The organism is Haloferax sp. S2CR25, from assembly GCF_031624535.1.
Taxonomy (GTDB): Archaea; Halobacteriota; Halobacteria; order Halobacteriales; family Haloferacaceae; genus Haloferax; species Haloferax massiliensis.
Genome location: NZ_JAMQOO010000001.1, coordinates 669,259 through 685,464, shown reverse-complemented (window position 1 = coordinate 685,464; position 16,206 = coordinate 669,259). Strand labels below are relative to the sequence as shown.

The following is a 16,206-nucleotide window of genomic DNA, read 5'->3' as shown; positions in this document are numbered from 1 at the left end:
GTTCGACGCACGGACTGCGGCCGCTCATTTTTCGAACTCCAGTCGCCTGAGCGCCGCGAGTCCGACGACGACCGCGAGGGCGGCCGCGGCGACGAGTCCCGGGTTCGACTCGGCCCCGCGGCCGCTGGCCCGCCAGTCCGCCGCGAACGCCTCGCGGAAGTACGCCGCGGCGGCCGGGTCAGACAGCGCGAGCACGACTTCGCGGTTCTCGCGGGCCGAGTGCCGGTTCCAGTTGAGACTGCCGACGAGCGCGGTGTCGTCGGCGACGACGCCCTTCGCGTGAATCGCGCCGTACCGCCCGCCGGGTCGCGAGAGCCGAACCGAGAGCGGATTTCCAGTCTCGTCGGCCCACTCGTTCAGCCGGTCGGCGAGTGCGCGGTTTTCCTCCTCGTCGTACCACGCGCTCCCGAGGAGGAGTCGGACGCGGACGCCGCGGCCGGCGGCGCGCTTGAGTGCGCGGACGAACGGGCCGTCGGCCTCGACGGTCGGCTGTAGCACGTCGATTCGGCTCTCGGCGGCGTCGAGTCGAGAGACGACCGCGGACTCGGCGTTGTCGGGCGCGCGGATGACGGCGACGCGGTCGACCCGGACCGACTCGGGCGCGATGCGCGAGGGATACGAACCGTTCGCCGATTCGGTGCGGACGAACGACCGGCCGACGCGGTACGTCTCCCACGGGGCGGTCTCGGGGAGACTCGCGTCGTCTTCGAACGTGGCCGCGAGGTCGGACGCGACGGCCGGCGAGCGCGCGACGACCCCCCAACCGCGGCTCTTTCGCCCCCCCGTCCCCGCGGGCTTCCAGTTTTCGGTCATCACGAGCGCCGCGTCGTCGACGACGGCGTACTTCGGGTGGTGAAACGAGTGGGGGTCGCCGACGACGCGGACCGAGACGCCGGCGTCGACGAGGCGGTCGAGGATGCGCGCCGACCGCCGTGGAAAGCCGCCGACCGGACTGTCTTCGACCAGTACCGAGACGGCAACGCCGCGCTCTCGGGCGGCGACGAGTTCGTCCGCGATGCGCGCGGAGGAGACGACGTAGCCGGCGAGCAGAACCCGCTCGTCGGCTGACTTGAGCGTCGAAATCGGCCGGTCCGGCGAGTCGGGGAGCACGAACAGCGTCGCGTTCGCGGGGCCGTGGGTCGTGACGCTCCGTCGGGGAAGCGCCCGCGGCCACCACGACCACCCGCCGTCTCGTCGTTCGAGGAGCGCGCCCTCGCGGCTCCGGTCGTAGCTGAGGCGGTCGGCGACGACGCCGTTTCCGCCCTCGTTGCCGTCGCCACTGACGACCCGGAGCGTGACCGTCTCGCCGCCGTTCGCGAGGTCGAGACCGGGCGCGACGACGGGGCGGCCGGTCAGGTTCGCCGCCGCGTCGGGGTCGGTGGCGACGGCGACCGCCCCGCCGGGCGCGACGAACGAGACGGTGTCTTCGCCGTCGGACAGCGCGAGTCCGGTTCCCGCGGGCGCGGCGACGGCGACGAACTCGCCGCGGTCGTCGGGCGTCGCCGGGTCGGGGAGCGCGGAGACGATTCGCGGGTCGCCCGATGCCGATAGGTCGGCGGTGGCGGCGGTGGCGGCGGTGGTGGCGGTGGCCGATTCGGTCGCGTTCTCCGACCCCGGCGCGGCCGCTATCGGCGCGGGGACGACGGCCGCGGCCGCGAGCAGGACGACGAGCGAGGCGGCGAACGCGGCGGTGAGTGGCCGGCGAGACACACCCCGCGATGGTCGCGTTCGCCTACAAAAACGTTCGCGACCGGGGACTCAGCGCGGGTGACTGCGGGAGAAATAGAACTAAGGGAGACCGCAGAACCGCCGGGGTGCCGCGTCGGTCGTGCGGCCTCAGACGGTCGCTTCGGCCTCGACGTCGTCGCCGAGGAACTCGGTGGCGAGCTCGGCCTCGCGCTGGACGAGGAACGAGCGGTCGTCTGCGTAGCCGGCGGCCGCTTCGAGCGCGTCCTCGGTGCCGATCTGCCGGAGCGCCCACGCGGCGCTGGCGCGGACGGAGTCGACGTCGTCGTCGGCGACGACGTCCGAGAGCGGTTCGACGGCACGGGTGTCGCCGATGAGGCCGAGCGCGCGCGCGGCGGCCGAGCGGACGTTGTCGTTCTCGGTGACGAGCTTGTTCGCGATGGGCTGGGTCGCCTCCTCGGAGCCGATTTCGCCGAGCGCCTTGAACACGACCTTCTGGAGCGCGGGGTCGCTGTCGGTGTCGACGTAGTCGACGAGCATCTCGACGCCCTCCTCGGCGGCCATCTTGCCGATGGCCTTGATGACGCCCTTGTCGCGGCGCTTGGCCTGCCCCTCGATGGTCTCGTAGGCGCGGTCGTCGTTCATCCGCGTGAACGCCTCGATGCAGTACTCCTGCATGAAGTCGGACTGGAAGCTCTCGAAGGCGAGGGCAATCATCTCGACGTTGCCGCGCTTCTCGTGTTCCTTCAGCGCCGACAGCTCCGGCGGGTAGTCCTTGTAGTGGCCGAGCACGTCGTAGAAGCCCTGGACCTGAAGTTGCTCGCGCGTTTCGAGGTCGTCCCACTCCTGAGCGTCGTCGAGGCCGTCCGCGAGGCCGTCGGCGACCTCGATGAGGTCCGCGATGGTCTCTGCGTCCTCGTCGGCGTCGAGGTCGGCCGCTTCGATAGCCGAGATGGCGTCGTCGACGGCGGCGGTGAGCGCCTCCTCGCCGTCGCCGTCGACCGAGACGCTCGCGTCGAGCACGCCGTTGAACTCGTCGGCGAACGTCTCGACCGCGGCGACGATTTCGCCTTCGCCCTGCTCGGTCCACCGGGTGTCCGTAATCGTGGACTTGGCTTCGTCGAGCGTCTCGACGGCGTCTTCGGCGTAGGGACCGCGCTGGGATTCGAGGTCGTCGCGCAGGTCGGACAGGCGCGATTCGATTTCCTCGGCGGGGTCCTCTTCGTCTTCGTCGTCCGGTTCGGGCAGGTCCGCGGCCTCCACGTCGGCCTCGATGTCGTCGAGCGTGGCCTCGACCTCGTCGAGGTCGGCTTCGGTCTCGGCCGCCTCCAGAGCCTCCTCGGCCTCGGTCAGGCGCTCGTCGAAGCTCTCGGGCGAGAGTTCTGTCGTGTCGTCGTCCCCGTCACTCATATGCCGGAAGTCCGTTCGACTGTGAAAAGAGCGTTTCCCTTCGCTTCGCGTCTCGGACCGGGACCGACCGTCGATTCCATCCGGGTCACTTTTTCGCGGCCCGTCCGTCCCTCCGAGCGTGACCGGTCCAACCATCGCCGTCCCGCAGCGCGCCGCGTTCGACCTCGACCCGGCGCGAAACGAGGCAGACGTGCGCGCCCGCGCCGCTGACCTCCCCGAGTCGGTCGACATCGCGCTGTTCTCCGAGTACGCGCTCACGGGCTTCGTCGCCGACAACCGCGCCTTCAGCGGTGCAATCTCGCGGGAGCGCGCGACCGACTTCCTCGCCTCCGTCGCCGCGGAAAACGAGTTCGACCTGCTCGCGGGCTACCTCGAACGCGACGGCGAGACGCTCTACAACGCGGCCGCCTACGTCCGGCCCGACGGCTCGGCGACCGTCTACCGCAAGCGACACCTCTGGGGCGGCGAGTCCGCGGTCGTCACGCCGGGCGACGAACTCGTCGTCGCGGACACGCCCGCCGGCCGGACGGGACTCCTCACCTGCTACGACCTGAACTTCGTCGGCGACAGCGCCGCGCTGACCGACGAGCGAGTCGACGCCCTGTTCGTCGTCGGCGCGTGGCCCGCCGCCCACTCGACGAACTGGCGACTGCTCTGTCGCGCCCGCGCCCTCGACGGGGTCCGGTGGCTCGTCGGCGCGAACCGGACGGGAAGCGGGTCGATTTCGGGGACCGCGGGCACGGAGTACGCGGGTCGCTCGCTCGTCGTTCGGCCCGACGGCGTCGTCGCGGCGGCGCTGAACCGCGGCGAGCGCGACCTCGTCTGGACGCTCGACCGCGACCTGCTCGCCGAACAGCGCGCGTTCGTCGGCTCGGTCGAGTAGCCGAAACCGGACTGCATCACCGGAACCGAGGGGGGTTTTTCCGACCCCGCCCAATCGAGGGCGATGACGGACACGCTCTTTACGCCGCTTACGCTCCGCGAGACGGAGGTCCGAAACCGAATCATGGTCTCGCCGATGTGCCAGTACTCCTCGACCGACGGCTTCGCCGACGACTGGCATCTCGTCCACCTCGGCAGCCGCGCCGTCGGCGGCGCGGGCATCGTGATGTCCGAGGCGACGGCCGTCTCCCCCGAGGGGCGCATCACGCCGAACGACCTCGGAATCTGGTCGGACGACCACGTCGAGAAGCTCCGGCAGATAACCTCGTTCGTCTCGTCGATGGGGAGCACGCCGGCCATCCAACTCGCCCACGCGGGCCGGAAGGCGAGCAAGACGCGGCCGTGGGAGGGAAGCGAGCCGGTCGCGCCCGAAGACGGCGGGTGGACCACCGTCGCACCCAGCGACCTGCCGTGGCCCTACGAGGGCGAGGCCCCGCCGACCCGAAAGCTATCGACCGACGGTATCGCGGGCGTCGTCGACGACTTCCGCGCGGCGGCCGAGCGCGCCCTCGACGCCGGCTTCGAAATCGCCGAGATTCACGCGGCCCACGGCTACCTCCTCCACGAGTTCCTCTCGCCGGTCACGAACCGCCGCGACGACGAGTACGGCGGCTCGTTCGAGAACCGGACGCGACTCGTCCGCGAGGTCACGGAAGCGGTCCGCGAGGTCTGGCCCGACGACAAGCCCGTCTTCGTCCGCATCTCGGCGACCGACTGGCTGGACGACCGCGAGTCGTGGGACGTCGAGCAGTCGGCCCGCCTCGCGGCCGACCTCGACGACCTCGGCGTCGACCTCGTCGACGTGAGTTCCGGCGGCATCCACCCCGACCAGCGGATTCCGAACACCGGCCCCGGCTATCAGATTCCCTTCGCGGAGGTCGTCCGCGAGGAGACCGACGCGATGGTCGGCGCGGTCGGCGGCATCCGAACCGCGCGCCACGCGGACGAGGTCGTTCGAAACGGCCGGGCCGACCTCGCCATCGTCGGCCGCGAGCATCTCTACGACCCGTACTTCGGGCTCCACGCCGCAGACGAACTCGACGCAGACGCGGAGTGGCCGCCGCAGTACCAGCGCGCCGTCCCGCGGCGGTAAGCGAGCGACTCTCGAAACGCCCTCCACGCTTCGCCCCTCGAACGCTTATCCCCGCGGCGGCCCAACCGTGGCCCATGAGCGACCGACGACGCGACGACGACATCCTCGACTTACTCGACGAACTCGGGGACACGCTCGACGAACTCGGCGCGGAACTCCGCGAGGAGCGCGACCGCAATCGGGGCCGCGGCCGCGACCGACGCGTCACCGGTGACGACCGGTTTCGGCCCCCGCGTCCGCCGACGTTCGGCGAGGTCCTGCGGTTCACCGAGTCGTACACCATCCCGACGGTCATCGCCGTCCTCGAAGCGACTATCGCCTCTCTCGAACTGCTCCGCCGCCTCATGCGGCTTTCCGACCCCGGCCGCGCGATGGAAGACGCCCGAGGCGAGACGGAGTCCCGGATGCGAAACGTCCCGAAGAGCGCCGTCTCCGGCGTCGACCGCGCCCTCGACGAACTCAGAAACGCGCTCTCGGAGGCCGACTTGCCCTCGAACCCCGAGGCTCGGGACGTGATGGACCGCGCCCGCTCGCTGGCCGACGAACTCGACGCGCGAATCACCGAGGCCGAACGCGAGCGGACCTCCCGCGAGCGCCGCTGGCGCGAGGACGAGCGCACGTTCGAATCCGAGTGGCAACGGCGCGACGAGAGCCGGCGCTCCCGCGACGAAACGCCCTCCCGCGACCCCGAACCGGTCGGCACGGGGCCGGTCCGAATCGACGTGACCGAGGAGGCCGACCCGGACGGCGACGACGGCGGGAGCGACGAGCCGACCGTCGACGTCGACGCCGAACTGGAGTCGATTAAGCGCGAAGTGAAAGGCGACGACGAAGACGACGAGACCGGCACGGACGCGGGCGACGAACCGAGCGACCGCTAAGCGCGGCACCCCCCGAGTTCTGCGTTCGACTCAGCGCGTCGGTCGCACGGCCACGCGGACCACGTCGCCGACCCACGCCGAAAGCGCGAGGAGCGCGACGCCCGCGCCGCCGGCCACGAGGACGGGCGTGAACTGCACGCCGTTGACGAGGACCGACAGCGCGAACAGAAGGGAGATGACGCCCACGAGCGCCAGCGCTGACGCCGCCCCGAGTCGCCACCACGCGAGGTGGGTCGCCCTCGATGTCTGGCGGACGGTCCGCGCAATCGCGGCACCGACGACGCCGAGGCCGACGAGATAGGCGGCGAACAGCACGTCGTAGCCCGCACCCGCGGACCCGAACGCGACTTCGAGGGCGTCGAAGCCGACGATGAGCAGGTACGTCGGGAGTTGGAACGGTTGGAACTGGACGCCGTAGCCGAGAGCGTACAGCCCGGCCAGTACCGCCGTGGCGACCGCCGCGTCGCGCGCGAAGGAGACGCCGCTAGTGCGGTTCATACCCGAGATAGAAGGTGTAGTTATATCAACACTCGCCCGCTCAGAGCGGTTCGAAGCGGTAGCCGTCCCACTCCTGACTCGCGGGTTCGCGGATGCCCGCGCCGGGTTCGCGGAGTTCCTCGCAGTAGACCGGTCGCACCTCGTCGCCGATGTCGACTTCGTCCTCGCCGGTGACCTGCCCGACGGCGCGGACGGGCTCGCCCTCCACGTCGAACTCGACGATGGCGAGCGTGTTGGGCTGGCGGACGCCCGGCGGCGTCGCCGTCGATTTCGTCCACGTCAGCACCGTCGCCGTGTAGTCGCTGAGGTCGACCGTGCCGACCGGCTCCTCGCCGCCGGGACCGACCGGGTGGCCGGGGTAGGTGATGCTCCCGTCGGGGTAGCGGTACGCCTCCATCGCGGGTTCGTCGTCGGACATTATCGGGACTCCATGATGGTCGTGGTCACGCAGTTGCCGAAGCCGCCGACGTTGCACGCGAGGCCCACGTCGGCGTCGACCTGCCGCTTGCCTGCGTCACCGATGAGCTGTTTGTAAATCTCGTACACCTGCGCGACGCCCGAGGCCCCGAGGGGATGGCCCTTCGATTTCAGGCCGCCGGACGTGTTGATTGGGAGGTCGCCGTCGCGGTCGGTGACGCCCTCGTCGACGGCCTTCCAGCCCTCGCCCTTCTCGAAGAAGCCGAGGTCCTCCGACTGGAGGAATTCGAGGATGGTGAACATGTCGTGGAGTTCGGCCACGTCGACGTCGTCGGGTTCGAGGTCGGCCATCTCGTAGGCGATCTCCGAGGAGTTGACGACGCCGCCCATCGTCGTCGGGTCGGCGCGCTCGTGGACGACGTGGGTGTCGGTCGCGCCGCCGATACCGGAGATGACGGCGTAGTCGTCGGTGTACTCGCGGGCGACCGACTCGGGACAGAAGACCAGCGCCGCCGAGCCGTCGGTGATGGGACAGAAGTCGTAGAGGCGAAGCGGGTCGGCGACGACCGGCGAGTCGAGGACGGTGTCGAGGTCGACCTCCTTGCGGAACTGGGCGTGTGGGTTGTCGACGCCGTTTTTGTGGTTCTTAACGGCGACCTTTCCGAGCGACTCCCGCGGGGCGTCGTAGGTGTCGAGGTAGAGGCGGGCGGTCAGCCCCGCGAAGGAGGGGAGCGTCACGCCGTGTTTGTACTCCACCGGGTGGGTCAGCGAGGCGATGACGTCGGTCGCCTCGGCCGTCGAGCGGTGGGTCATCTTCTCGCCGCCGACGAGCATCGTCATGTCGGACGCGCCGGAGGCGACCGACTGCCACGCGGCGTAGACGCCCGCGCCGCCGGACGAGGAGGTCTGGTCGATTCGGGCGGTGTAGGCGGGCATCGCCGCGAGGTCGTGGGCGAGGGCGTTCGGCACGCCCGTCTGGCCCTCGAACTCGCCGCTCGCCATGTTCGAGACGTAGAGGTGCTCGATTTCGTCGGGCGAGACGTCGGCGTCCGCGAGCGCGGCCTGCCCCGCCTCCGCGAGCAGTTCGCGAATCCACGCGTCCCGCTGCCCGAACTGGGTCATCGATGCACCGATAATCGCTACGCGGTCCATACGCGCACGTCGTCGCAGCGCGATTTAAAACCGGGCAATCCCTCGCCGGCACGTCTCAAACCGTTTATCAGTCGGTCGCCCGAACGACCGGCCATGGACGCCGAACGCCTCGCGCCGACGGTCGGAATCGTCGGCGCGCTGCTGCTCGCACTCGCCATCGCGATTCCCGCCGTCACCGTCGAGGCCGGGGACGGACAGGTGGCCGCCTACTACGCCGCGGGCCCGGTCGGCATCTCGTTCGTCGGGATGCTCGCACTGCTCGAAACCATCGTCTTCCTCTCGGGCAGACAGGGACGGACCGACCCGGCGACGGCCGCCGGACTCGCCTTCGTGCTCTCGCTTTCGATGCTCGGCGTCGCCGCGCTGTGGTCGTTCTCCATCGACCCGACGCTCCTGTTTAGCTTCGACCAGCAGTACTCGTGGCTCACCTACCACCGTTGGTCCGTCGTGGCCGCCGCGTTCGTCACCTTCGTCGGCGGCGCGTGGTACGCACGCGGCGTGTTGTAAACCGACCCACGGAACGAACGCCGACTTCTCGCGGGCGCGTCGCGTCGAACCACCCCGACGGTGTCCCCCGATTTTCCCGCCTCCGAGTCGAAAGGCCCTTAACAGTCGGTGGACAATGAGGGAGTGGACTAGGTCGGGCAGTTAGGCCCTGCTCTCCACCCGCGAAATAGGTCTTCAGCGGGGACCGAACACGGGCGCGTCCGGTCAGACCGGCGCGGGCCCCGGAAGCCAACGTAGAAACCTCGTCCTTCGGGGACAGCGGTTCCGCGTACCCCTTCCGCAGGGAAGGGTTCGCGCGGTTCATCGGTGGTACCCCGCCAGGCGCGGAAGCGAGCAGCGGACCATCGGACGTGCGTCGCTCGAGGGATCGCGGGGTGGAGGAGGCAACCGGGATTCCCCACGTCGGAACGCCGGGCAACCTCGCTGTCCACCCATTCATACCTCATTCAGTTACTCGCCGACCGGCCGGTCTCTCGGTCGGGAGTCATACGCCGCGCCTCGGGACTCGCGTGCCGGTCGTTCTCCGCCCCGCACGACTGCCGAGCGCCGACTGTCGGCACTCGGCGAACCTGAGATACCGCACAAGGGGTCTGTTTCCCCGGAGAGACGCTTACTGTTTGTTCTCGGGTTCCGTCTCGGTCGCGTCGGCCTCGTCTGCCTCGGCCTCGGCTTCGTCGTCATCGTCGTCGCTCTCGCCCTCTGCGCCCTTCTTCAGTTCCTCTTCGATTTCCTCGCGGCCGCGGCGGAACTCGCCCATCGCCTGCCCCGACGACCGGGCCAGTTGGGGGAGTTTGTTCGCGCCGAACAGGAGGACGATGATGAGCAGGACGATGAGCAGTTCTGGGCCGCCCGGCAGTCCGGGGAACAGCGGAATGGAATCCAGCATTACGTTCGGTTACGTTCGGGAGGAAGATAAGAGAGACGGTCCGGGATTGAGACCCGAACTCGCCGCAGTCCGCGTGTTTCTGCGATATCTCGGCGGTCACGCACCACAGTACGGTACGAGCGCCGCGGCCGACGCATCGGACCCGCGTCGGCCCGGTCTCACCTCTCACCTCGCGCCGCCCCGCGTTACTCTCGCGTCATCGCCAACTGGTTCATCCCGGGTTACCGCCAACTGGTCCAGCCGCCGTCGACGACGATGGACTCGCCGGTGACGTACTTCGAGAGGTCGCTGGCGAGGAACACCGCGACGCCGGCCACGTCGTCCGGTTCGCCCTGCCGACCGAGCGGAATCATCGCGGTCAACTGCGCCATCTGTTCCTCGCTGGTCTCCGCGGCCCCTTCCGGGCCGATTTTGGTCTTGATAGCGCCGGGGTGAATCGCGTTCACCCGTACGCCGTCCCCGCCGAGGCCGTGGGCGAGCGAGTACGAGAGCGTCCGGACGGCCCCCTTCGACGCGCTGTACGACGGGTAGTTGCCGTTGCCGAAGATGCCGTTGACGCTGGAGACGTTGATAATGCTCCCGCCGCCCGATTCGACCATCCGCCTTGCGGCCGCCTGCGCCCCGAAGTACACGCCCTTCAGGTTGATGTCCATCATCCCTTGGAACTCGTCTTCCGTGACGTCGAGGAACTCCTCGGGCCGCCAGATGCCGGCGTTGTTCACCATCACGTCCACGCCGCCGAACGCCTCGGCGGCGTCCATCGCCGCCTCGAACGCGGCCGGGTCGGTCACGTCGAGTTCGACGTACGTCGACGACGAGTCGGTGTCGGCCTCGATTTTCTCGTGGGTGGGCGCGCCGCCCTCCTTCGGGTCTTCGCGGATGTCGCAGACCACCACGTCCGCGCCCTCCTCGGCGTAGGCCAGCGCGATTCCCCGTCCGATTCCCGAGCTACCGCCGGTGACGACCGCAACGTGGCCGTCGAGCAGACTCATCTGTAATACACCTCACACGAATATCGACGGAATAATAGTTAAGGATAGCCGCCGATTCCGACGAGGCCGAGAGTCGCTGAGCGCTCTCCGCGGCGAGTAGCGGTCCGGAGAAGATGCACCGGCTGGGAATCGAACCCAGATAATTGGCTTGGAAGGCCAATGTCTTACCATTAGACCACCGGTGCTCATTTCATTCGCACCGTGCATCGACGGACTCCGTCCGTCTCAACACCGGTGCTCGCTCGCTTCACTCGCTCGCACCGAGCCTCGGCCTCGCTTCGCTCGGCCGAGACACCGGTGCGCGCGAACGTCGCGTCTATCCCTTCATTCTCGACGCCCCAATAAGGATGTTACCTTTTCGGTCAGGCGGCGAGGGAGGTCGATTCGCCGCCCTCGGCGGGGTTGTCGGGGGCGCTCCCGACCACTTCGAACCCGAACTCCGTCTCGGCTTCCGCCTCCCCGTCGACGACGACGACCGTCACGTCCCGCTCGTCGGGGATGGCGACGCCTAACTCGCCGTCGGCGTCGGTCGTGCCGGCGGTCTCGCCGTTTATCGTCACCGTCGCGTTCTCCACGGGCGTCCCGTTCCGCGTGACGACGACCGTCGCGTTCTCACCGGCGGAGACGTCCCCGTCGAAGCTCACGCTGAGGTTGCCCTCGGCGTCGGTTTCGGCGCGCTCTGCGTCGTCAGTCTCGTTTTCGGCCGCTTCGACCTCGGCGTTCGCGTCAGCCTCTGCCTCCGCCTCGGCCGTCTCCTCCGCGCCGACCTTCGTAATCGGGACGTCCGTCCCCGACTCGCTCACGACGGGCTTGAGGATGTACTTCCCGCTGCCCCCCGCCTCGAACGCGGTGATGTCGAAGACGAAGTCCACGGACTCGCCGTTGCCGACCTCGAAGTCCGTGTTGAGCTGAAGCTTGTTACTGGGGAGCTTCACGTTGACCTGTTCGCCGGTCTTCAGCGTCCCGTTCACGTCGCTCACGTGCACAAAGACCTTCGTGTAGTTGCCTTCCGGTACGTCGTATTCGCCCACGAGACTCGCGTTCTCGCCCTGCAGTTCGGTCAGGTCGACGGTCGCGTTGTCGACCTCGTAGGTGACGCTCGACTCGCCTTCGGCCGCGTCGGTGTCGTTCGCGTCGGCCGATTCGATGTCTGCATCGGCGTCGGCATCAGCGTCGGCGTCGGCGTCGGCGTCGACCGACCCGTTGGTCGAGGCGGACGTGTTCGTCGCGTTCGCCGTCGCGTCGGCTTCGATTTCCACCTCGACGCTCGCGTTCGCCTCCGCGTCGGCGTCGGTCTCAGTCTCGGTGTCGGTCTCGTTTTCCGCGTCGGCGTCGGCTTCGGATTCGGTTTCGCTCTCGGCCTCCGCGTCACCGTCCGCGCGGACGAGCGTCACGCGCTCGATGGTGACGTTGAGACGTTCGAAGTCCGCGATGGCGTTCTGCTCGTCGCTCACGTAGAAGTTCACGGTCCCGGTCCGGGCCGCGTCGCCGCCGTCGGACGACGCGGTCGTCGTCGCGTCGGCGCTCCCGTCAGTCTGCGTCTCGGTCGTCGTGCCGGCCCCGCCCGCACAGCCGGCCAGTACGACCATGAGCGCGAGCAGGACAGTCGCAAGTCCAGTACGTTTCATCGTGGGAGACCGTACTGGCCGCGGGAACTTTAGAAGGGTGTTCGTAGACCTCGGTTTTCACCGATTTTCGCCGAATTACCGCCTCAGTCGTCCGCGTGCGACTCGTTGAACCGTTTTGCCTTGTCGAGCAGGCCGGGCGAGATGCCGGGCACGTCGTCGACGCTCACCGCGCCCTCGGCGCGAATCTCGTCGAGGCTCTTGGGGAACTCGCGGAGTTCCATGTGGATGGCGATGCCTGCCTTCGCGCCCTTGCCCATCGCCACCGGAATCTGGTTGTGGCCGGGGGTGATGTCGCCGACGGCGAACACGCCGTCGACGCTGGTCCGGCCGTGGTCGTCCACGGGGACCGTCCCGTCGTCGTCGAGGTCCACGTCGAGCGCCTCGAACAGCGTCGTGTTGTAGTTCGAGCCGTACATGGCGAAGCCGCCTTTGTACTCGCGGACGGTGCCGTCTTCGAACTCGAAGCTCTCCAGCCAGCCGTCGTCGCGCTTCGTCATGCCCGAAATCTCCTCCTCGACGATGTCGACGGGGTGCGCGCGGACGAGTTCGTCCGTCTCGTCGGACCACGTCGGCTCGTCGCCCCGGAGCAGCAGGTCCACCTCGTCGGTGAAGTTGAGCATAATCATGGCGACGTAGGCCGCCGAGTCGGAGTGGCCCATCACGTACACCGACTCGTCGACGAACATGTAGGCGTCGCAGTGCAGGCAGTAGTGCAGGCCCTTTCCGGTGCGGGGAAGCGGCGGGTCGGGGCGCTCGTCGTTGAAGCCGACGCCGAGGACGACGCGCTCGGCGACGAACTCGCCCTCGTTGGCGACGAGGCGGAACCTGCCGTCGTCCAACTGCTCCGCGTCGGTCACGAAGTCGCGGTGGATGTCGGTCCCGTACTCTTCGAGTTGCCCGCGCGCGGTTTCGAGGAACTCGTTGCCGGAGACGTCCTCGGTGACGCCGATGACGTTGTGCGTGTCGAGCATCATGGCCGCGCGGCCGCCGCCGCGGTCCACGAGCGCGGTGTCGTGGCCCAGTCGCGTCGTGTAGAGCGCGGTCTGGAGGCCCGCGGGGCCGCCGCCCACGACGACAACCTCGTACTCCCGTGGTTCGTCGGTCTCGGTCATACACGGGAATTCGTCGCGGCGCTCTTAAGCCCACATCACCTGTGCGCGGCCGGCATCCACCCGAGACGAGTTAGCAACCCGCACGCCAACCGCGACGCCCGAAGCCGACCGCGCTCACAGCGACCGCGACGCTCAGCGCCCGGCGACGACGGCGTAGCAGTTCCCGCTGGACACCGTCGATTCGACGACCGCGAGGTCGCTCGCGTCGAGGTCGGCGTCGAACTCGTCGGGCGCGTAGATGTGGTAAAATCGGGGGACCGTCTCGCCGCCGGGGAGCGTCCAGTCGACCGTCGTGTCGAAGCCGTCCTCGCGGTCGAAGGTGTCGTGGGCCGTGCTCCACGCGCTGACGACCGCGCGGCCGTCGGCGTCGAGCACGCGCGCGAGTTCGTTCAGGCTCGCCACGCGCGCCGCCCGCGGCGCGAGGTGGTGAATCGTCGCCACGTACACCGCGAGGTCGAAGGCGTCGGCGGCGAATGGGAGCCGCGAGGCGTCGCCCTGCACGAGTCCGGCGTCGAAGCCGCGCTCGGCCGCCCGCGCGACCGCCTCGTCGAGCAGGCCGCGGCTCACGTCGAGGCCGACGACCTCGTCGGCGTGTGCAGAGAGGAGTTCGACGTGCCGACCGTTTCCACAGCCGAGGTCGAGCGCGCGTTCGGCCGCCCCCGACTCGGTCGCGTCGTCGACGAACGACTCGACTTCGGGCCACGGGTACTCGCGGGTCGACGCGAAGTGCGACGCGATGCGGTCGTACGTCTCGCGGACCCCGTCTCGGGGTTCGTCTCCGTCCATGCCGGTCGGTCGCGGCGGCGGGACAAAGACCGCACGGGTCGCGTCGCGGTCGGCGGGAGCAGGCGGTCGGCGGGCGGGCCACGCGCGGTCAGATGAACATGAACGTCACGTAGGTGATGACGAGCAGGATGGCCGCGTGTTTGACGCCGTCGGCGACCTGTCCCTCACCGAGCTGTCCGGCGATGAGCCCCGAGCAGAGCCCCTGAATCGCCGTGACGTGGAAGAACAACAGCGTGTACGAGGCCGTGTTCACGTCGCGCAGGCCCGAGAACGTGCCCGAACTGACGCCCGCGACCTCGCCGGAGCCGACGGCACCGGCGCTGGCCTGCTCGACCGCCGGGATGAACGACACCGTCAGCGCGGCGATGATACCGAGGAAGACGAGAAACGAGATGTAGATGACGAGGAGGTAGGTGACCATCTCTTGGTTCCGCTCGCGGGCGAGGCGGCGGCTGTCTTGGGCCTCGTTGGCCGCGATGCGGAGCACGGGCGCGAGGTCACCGCTGGCGCTCATCGCGTTGGCGATGAGGGTCACCGACCGCGACACCATCGGACTCGCCGTCCGGCGGTCCATCCGCCGGAGGGCGGTCTGGGCGTCGGCCCCCCAGTCGATGTCGCGGACGACGCGGGTGACCTCGTCGCCGAGCGGCCCGAGGTCCGACGCCGACACCCGGCGGAGGCTCTGGACGACCGTCAGGCCGGCCTCGTTGACGCTGGCGAGGCGGTCGAGGAAGTCGGGCATGCTCCGCTCGATGGCGCGGATTCGACGCTTCCGAAGCTCGTGGAACGCCGAGACGACGACGAGCGCGCCGATTGCGGCCTCGACGACGTGTTGGTCCGCCGCGTCGGCGACGCCGAGTATCGTCGGGTCCGCGGGGAGCGTGGTCCGGAGCGCGACCCAGACCAGCCCCAGCGGGACGGTGAGCGCGAGCGCGGCGAGCGGCTTGCGTCCGAGGGTGTCGAGCGGGCGCTCGAACCAGTCGCGAACCGCGCGGAAGCGGTCGAAGGCGGCGAGTCGCTCGCGGTTCGCGCCCCACGGGTCGCCTCGGACGTCGGTCTCGCCGCCGTCGGTCGCGGGCGGCCCGCCGCCGTCGGCGGATGTGCCGATACGGCGAACCGAGTCGCTCGCGGTGTCCGCGCCGTCGTCCGCGACCGTCGCGCCCCGGAGCGACTCGGTGATGCTGTCGATGTAGACGACGAAGCCGAAACTCGCCAGCGGGATGCCGACGTAGCCGACGACCCGGATGAGCGTCAGCGTGTCCGCGAGGACGAGGCCGATGACGACGAGGACGGTGATGAAAAACAGCGGGCCGGCGACGAGGACGGTGACGTACACCTCCGCGAACGTCGAAAGCAGGTCGAGGTACTGCTGTTGTTGGGCCTCCGCCTCCGCCTGAAACCGCTCGTACTGCTCTTGGAGGAACGACGAGAGGTTGCGGCCGCTCCCGAGGACGCTGGCGAGGTTCTCGGCGAACTCTTCGAGGCTCGGACTCGGCGTCCGCGTGGCCATCGACTGGAGGGCGGTGAGCACGTCGGTGCCGAAGGCGTCCATGTCGCGGACGACGATGCCGACCTCGCGCGCCGCCTCGCCGTAGATGGCCTCGTTTCGGGCCAGCGTCTCCAGCACCTTCGGGAACGGCATCCCCGACCGCGACAGCGCGAAGACGAACGCGACCGTCCGCGGGAGCGTCGCCTCGATTTCCGACGAGCGGGTCCGCGCCCGCTCGGTGAGGACGTACCACCGGCCCCAGTAGACGCCGAGCGCGAGGAGCGTCCCGAGCGTCGCGCTCGAAAGCAGAAGCGCGAGAAACAGGTCGTGGAGCGAGAGCGCCCGAATGCTCGTGAGGCCGCCGAGGAAGCCGAGCGGAGCGGGGAGGACCTCCCGAATCGTCTCGGACTGGACGGCGAGGGTGTCGAGCGCCGCGGCGGCGAGGTAGACGCCGAAGACGCTCCCGGCGACGCCGAAGACGCCCGCCATGAGGAGCGTCCGCGAGGCGTACACCCGGTGTGTGACGCTCACGTGCGCCGCCCGCAGTTGGTTTCGCTGTCCCCTGCGCCGGGGGTTCTCGTTGGCGACGTAGAACCCGAAGACGGAGAGCGCGACCCGCGAGACGAGGAGGTCGGCGGCGCGGCTCACCGGCGACAGGACGACGGGGAGGACGAGGAGGACGGCGAGGACGAGGGGGAGCAGAGACAGGAACTGCGCGGCGGGCATC

General features: G+C 69.3%; 15 protein-coding genes, 1 tRNA gene and 1 other RNA gene. 5 read left to right on the top strand and 12 right to left on the bottom strand.

What is annotated here, in order from left to right:
- Positions 1–24: 24 nt before the first annotated feature.
- Entirely contained in the window at positions 25–1,710 is a 1,686-nt protein-coding gene (locus tag NDI65_RS03615; RefSeq protein WP_089778599.1) for a phospholipase D-like domain-containing protein, read from the bottom strand.
- Positions 1,711–1,836: 126 nt separating this feature from the next.
- Entirely contained in the window at positions 1,837–3,096 is a 1,260-nt protein-coding gene (locus tag NDI65_RS03610; protein ID WP_089778597.1) for a HEAT repeat domain-containing protein, read from the bottom strand.
- A gap of 118 nt (positions 3,097–3,214) precedes the next feature.
- On the opposite strand from NDI65_RS03610, the gene NDI65_RS03605 reads away from it, so the two are divergent.
- The 3 genes from NDI65_RS03605 (at position 3,215) to NDI65_RS03595 (ending at position 6,012) form a co-directional block, all read left to right on the top strand.
- Positions 3,215–3,979: a carbon-nitrogen hydrolase family protein gene (locus NDI65_RS03605; RefSeq protein ID WP_089778595.1), complete on the top strand. Its 765-nt coding sequence runs from the start codon at positions 3,215–3,217 to the stop codon at positions 3,977–3,979.
- Between the two features lie 63 nt (positions 3,980–4,042).
- Complete coding sequence (locus NDI65_RS03600) at positions 4,043–5,131, top strand: NADH:flavin oxidoreductase/NADH oxidase (protein ID WP_089778593.1); 1,089 nt, start codon at positions 4,043–4,045, stop codon at positions 5,129–5,131.
- A 74-nt stretch (positions 5,132–5,205) separates the two neighbouring features.
- Positions 5,206–6,012 carry a hypothetical protein gene (locus tag NDI65_RS03595; RefSeq protein WP_089778591.1) on the top strand — a complete coding sequence of 269 codons (807 nt, stop codon included), beginning with the start codon at positions 5,206–5,208 and terminating at the stop codon, positions 6,010–6,012.
- A gap of 30 nt (positions 6,013–6,042) precedes the next feature.
- Here NDI65_RS03595 and NDI65_RS03590 read toward each other — a convergent pair whose 3' ends face one another.
- The 3 genes from NDI65_RS03590 to NDI65_RS03580 are packed head-to-tail and all read right to left on the bottom strand — an operon-like array spanning position 6,043 to position 8,079.
- Positions 6,043–6,510 carry a hypothetical protein gene (locus tag NDI65_RS03590; RefSeq protein WP_089778589.1) on the bottom strand — a complete coding sequence of 156 codons (468 nt, stop codon included), beginning with the start codon at positions 6,508–6,510 and terminating at the stop codon, positions 6,043–6,045.
- A 40-nt stretch (positions 6,511–6,550) separates the two neighbouring features.
- Positions 6,551–6,928, bottom strand: a complete 378-nt coding sequence (locus NDI65_RS03585) for an OB-fold domain-containing protein (RefSeq protein WP_089778587.1) — start codon at positions 6,926–6,928, stop codon at positions 6,551–6,553.
- A complete protein-coding gene (locus NDI65_RS03580) occupies positions 6,928–8,079 on the bottom strand; it encodes a 3-ketoacyl-CoA thiolase (protein ID WP_089778585.1) in 1,152 nt (383 codons plus the stop codon). Before NDI65_RS03580 ends, NDI65_RS03585 begins: the two co-directional genes overlap by 1 nt.
- 93 nt (positions 8,080–8,172) lie before the next feature.
- Between NDI65_RS03580 and NDI65_RS03575 the strand changes: the two genes are divergently transcribed.
- A complete protein-coding gene (locus NDI65_RS03575) occupies positions 8,173–8,586 on the top strand; it encodes a hypothetical protein (RefSeq protein ID WP_042665380.1) in 414 nt (137 codons plus the stop codon).
- Positions 8,587–8,707: 121 nt separating this feature from the next.
- An RNA gene (ffs, locus tag NDI65_RS03570) (signal recognition particle sRNA) lies at positions 8,708–9,019 on the top strand.
- A 177-nt stretch (positions 9,020–9,196) separates the two neighbouring features.
- Here the strand turns inward: ffs and tatA are convergent.
- The 7 genes from tatA to NDI65_RS03535 form a co-directional block, all read right to left on the bottom strand.
- Complete coding sequence (gene tatA / locus NDI65_RS03565; protein WP_089778583.1) at positions 9,197–9,472, bottom strand: twin-arginine translocase TatA/TatE family subunit; 276 nt, start codon at positions 9,470–9,472, stop codon at positions 9,197–9,199.
- A 221-nt stretch (positions 9,473–9,693) separates the two neighbouring features.
- On the bottom strand, positions 9,694–10,464 hold the full coding sequence (locus tag NDI65_RS03560; protein ID WP_089778581.1) for an SDR family oxidoreductase: 771 nt from the start codon (positions 10,462–10,464) through the stop codon (positions 9,694–9,696).
- A gap of 114 nt (positions 10,465–10,578) precedes the next feature.
- Positions 10,579–10,649, bottom strand: a tRNA-Gly gene (locus NDI65_RS03555).
- Positions 10,650–10,826: 177 nt separating this feature from the next.
- Positions 10,827–12,053, bottom strand: coding sequence for a DUF4382 domain-containing protein (locus NDI65_RS03550; protein WP_310893456.1), 1,227 nt, complete (start codon positions 12,051–12,053; stop codon positions 10,827–10,829).
- Positions 12,054–12,175: 122 nt separating this feature from the next.
- Positions 12,176–13,204 carry an NAD(P)/FAD-dependent oxidoreductase gene (locus NDI65_RS03545; RefSeq protein WP_089778577.1) on the bottom strand — a complete coding sequence of 343 codons (1,029 nt, stop codon included), beginning with the start codon at positions 13,202–13,204 and terminating at the stop codon, positions 12,176–12,178.
- 132 nt (positions 13,205–13,336) lie between these two features.
- The gene (locus tag NDI65_RS03540) at positions 13,337–13,990 is read right to left on the bottom strand and encodes a class I SAM-dependent methyltransferase (protein WP_089778576.1); all 654 of its coding nucleotides are present in this window, start codon (positions 13,988–13,990) and stop codon (positions 13,337–13,339) included.
- Between the two features lie 88 nt (positions 13,991–14,078).
- On the bottom strand, positions 14,079–16,205 hold the full coding sequence (locus NDI65_RS03535; RefSeq protein ID WP_310893408.1) for a type II secretion system F family protein: 2,127 nt from the start codon (positions 16,203–16,205) through the stop codon (positions 14,079–14,081).
- Position 16,206: the final 1 nt, after the last annotated feature.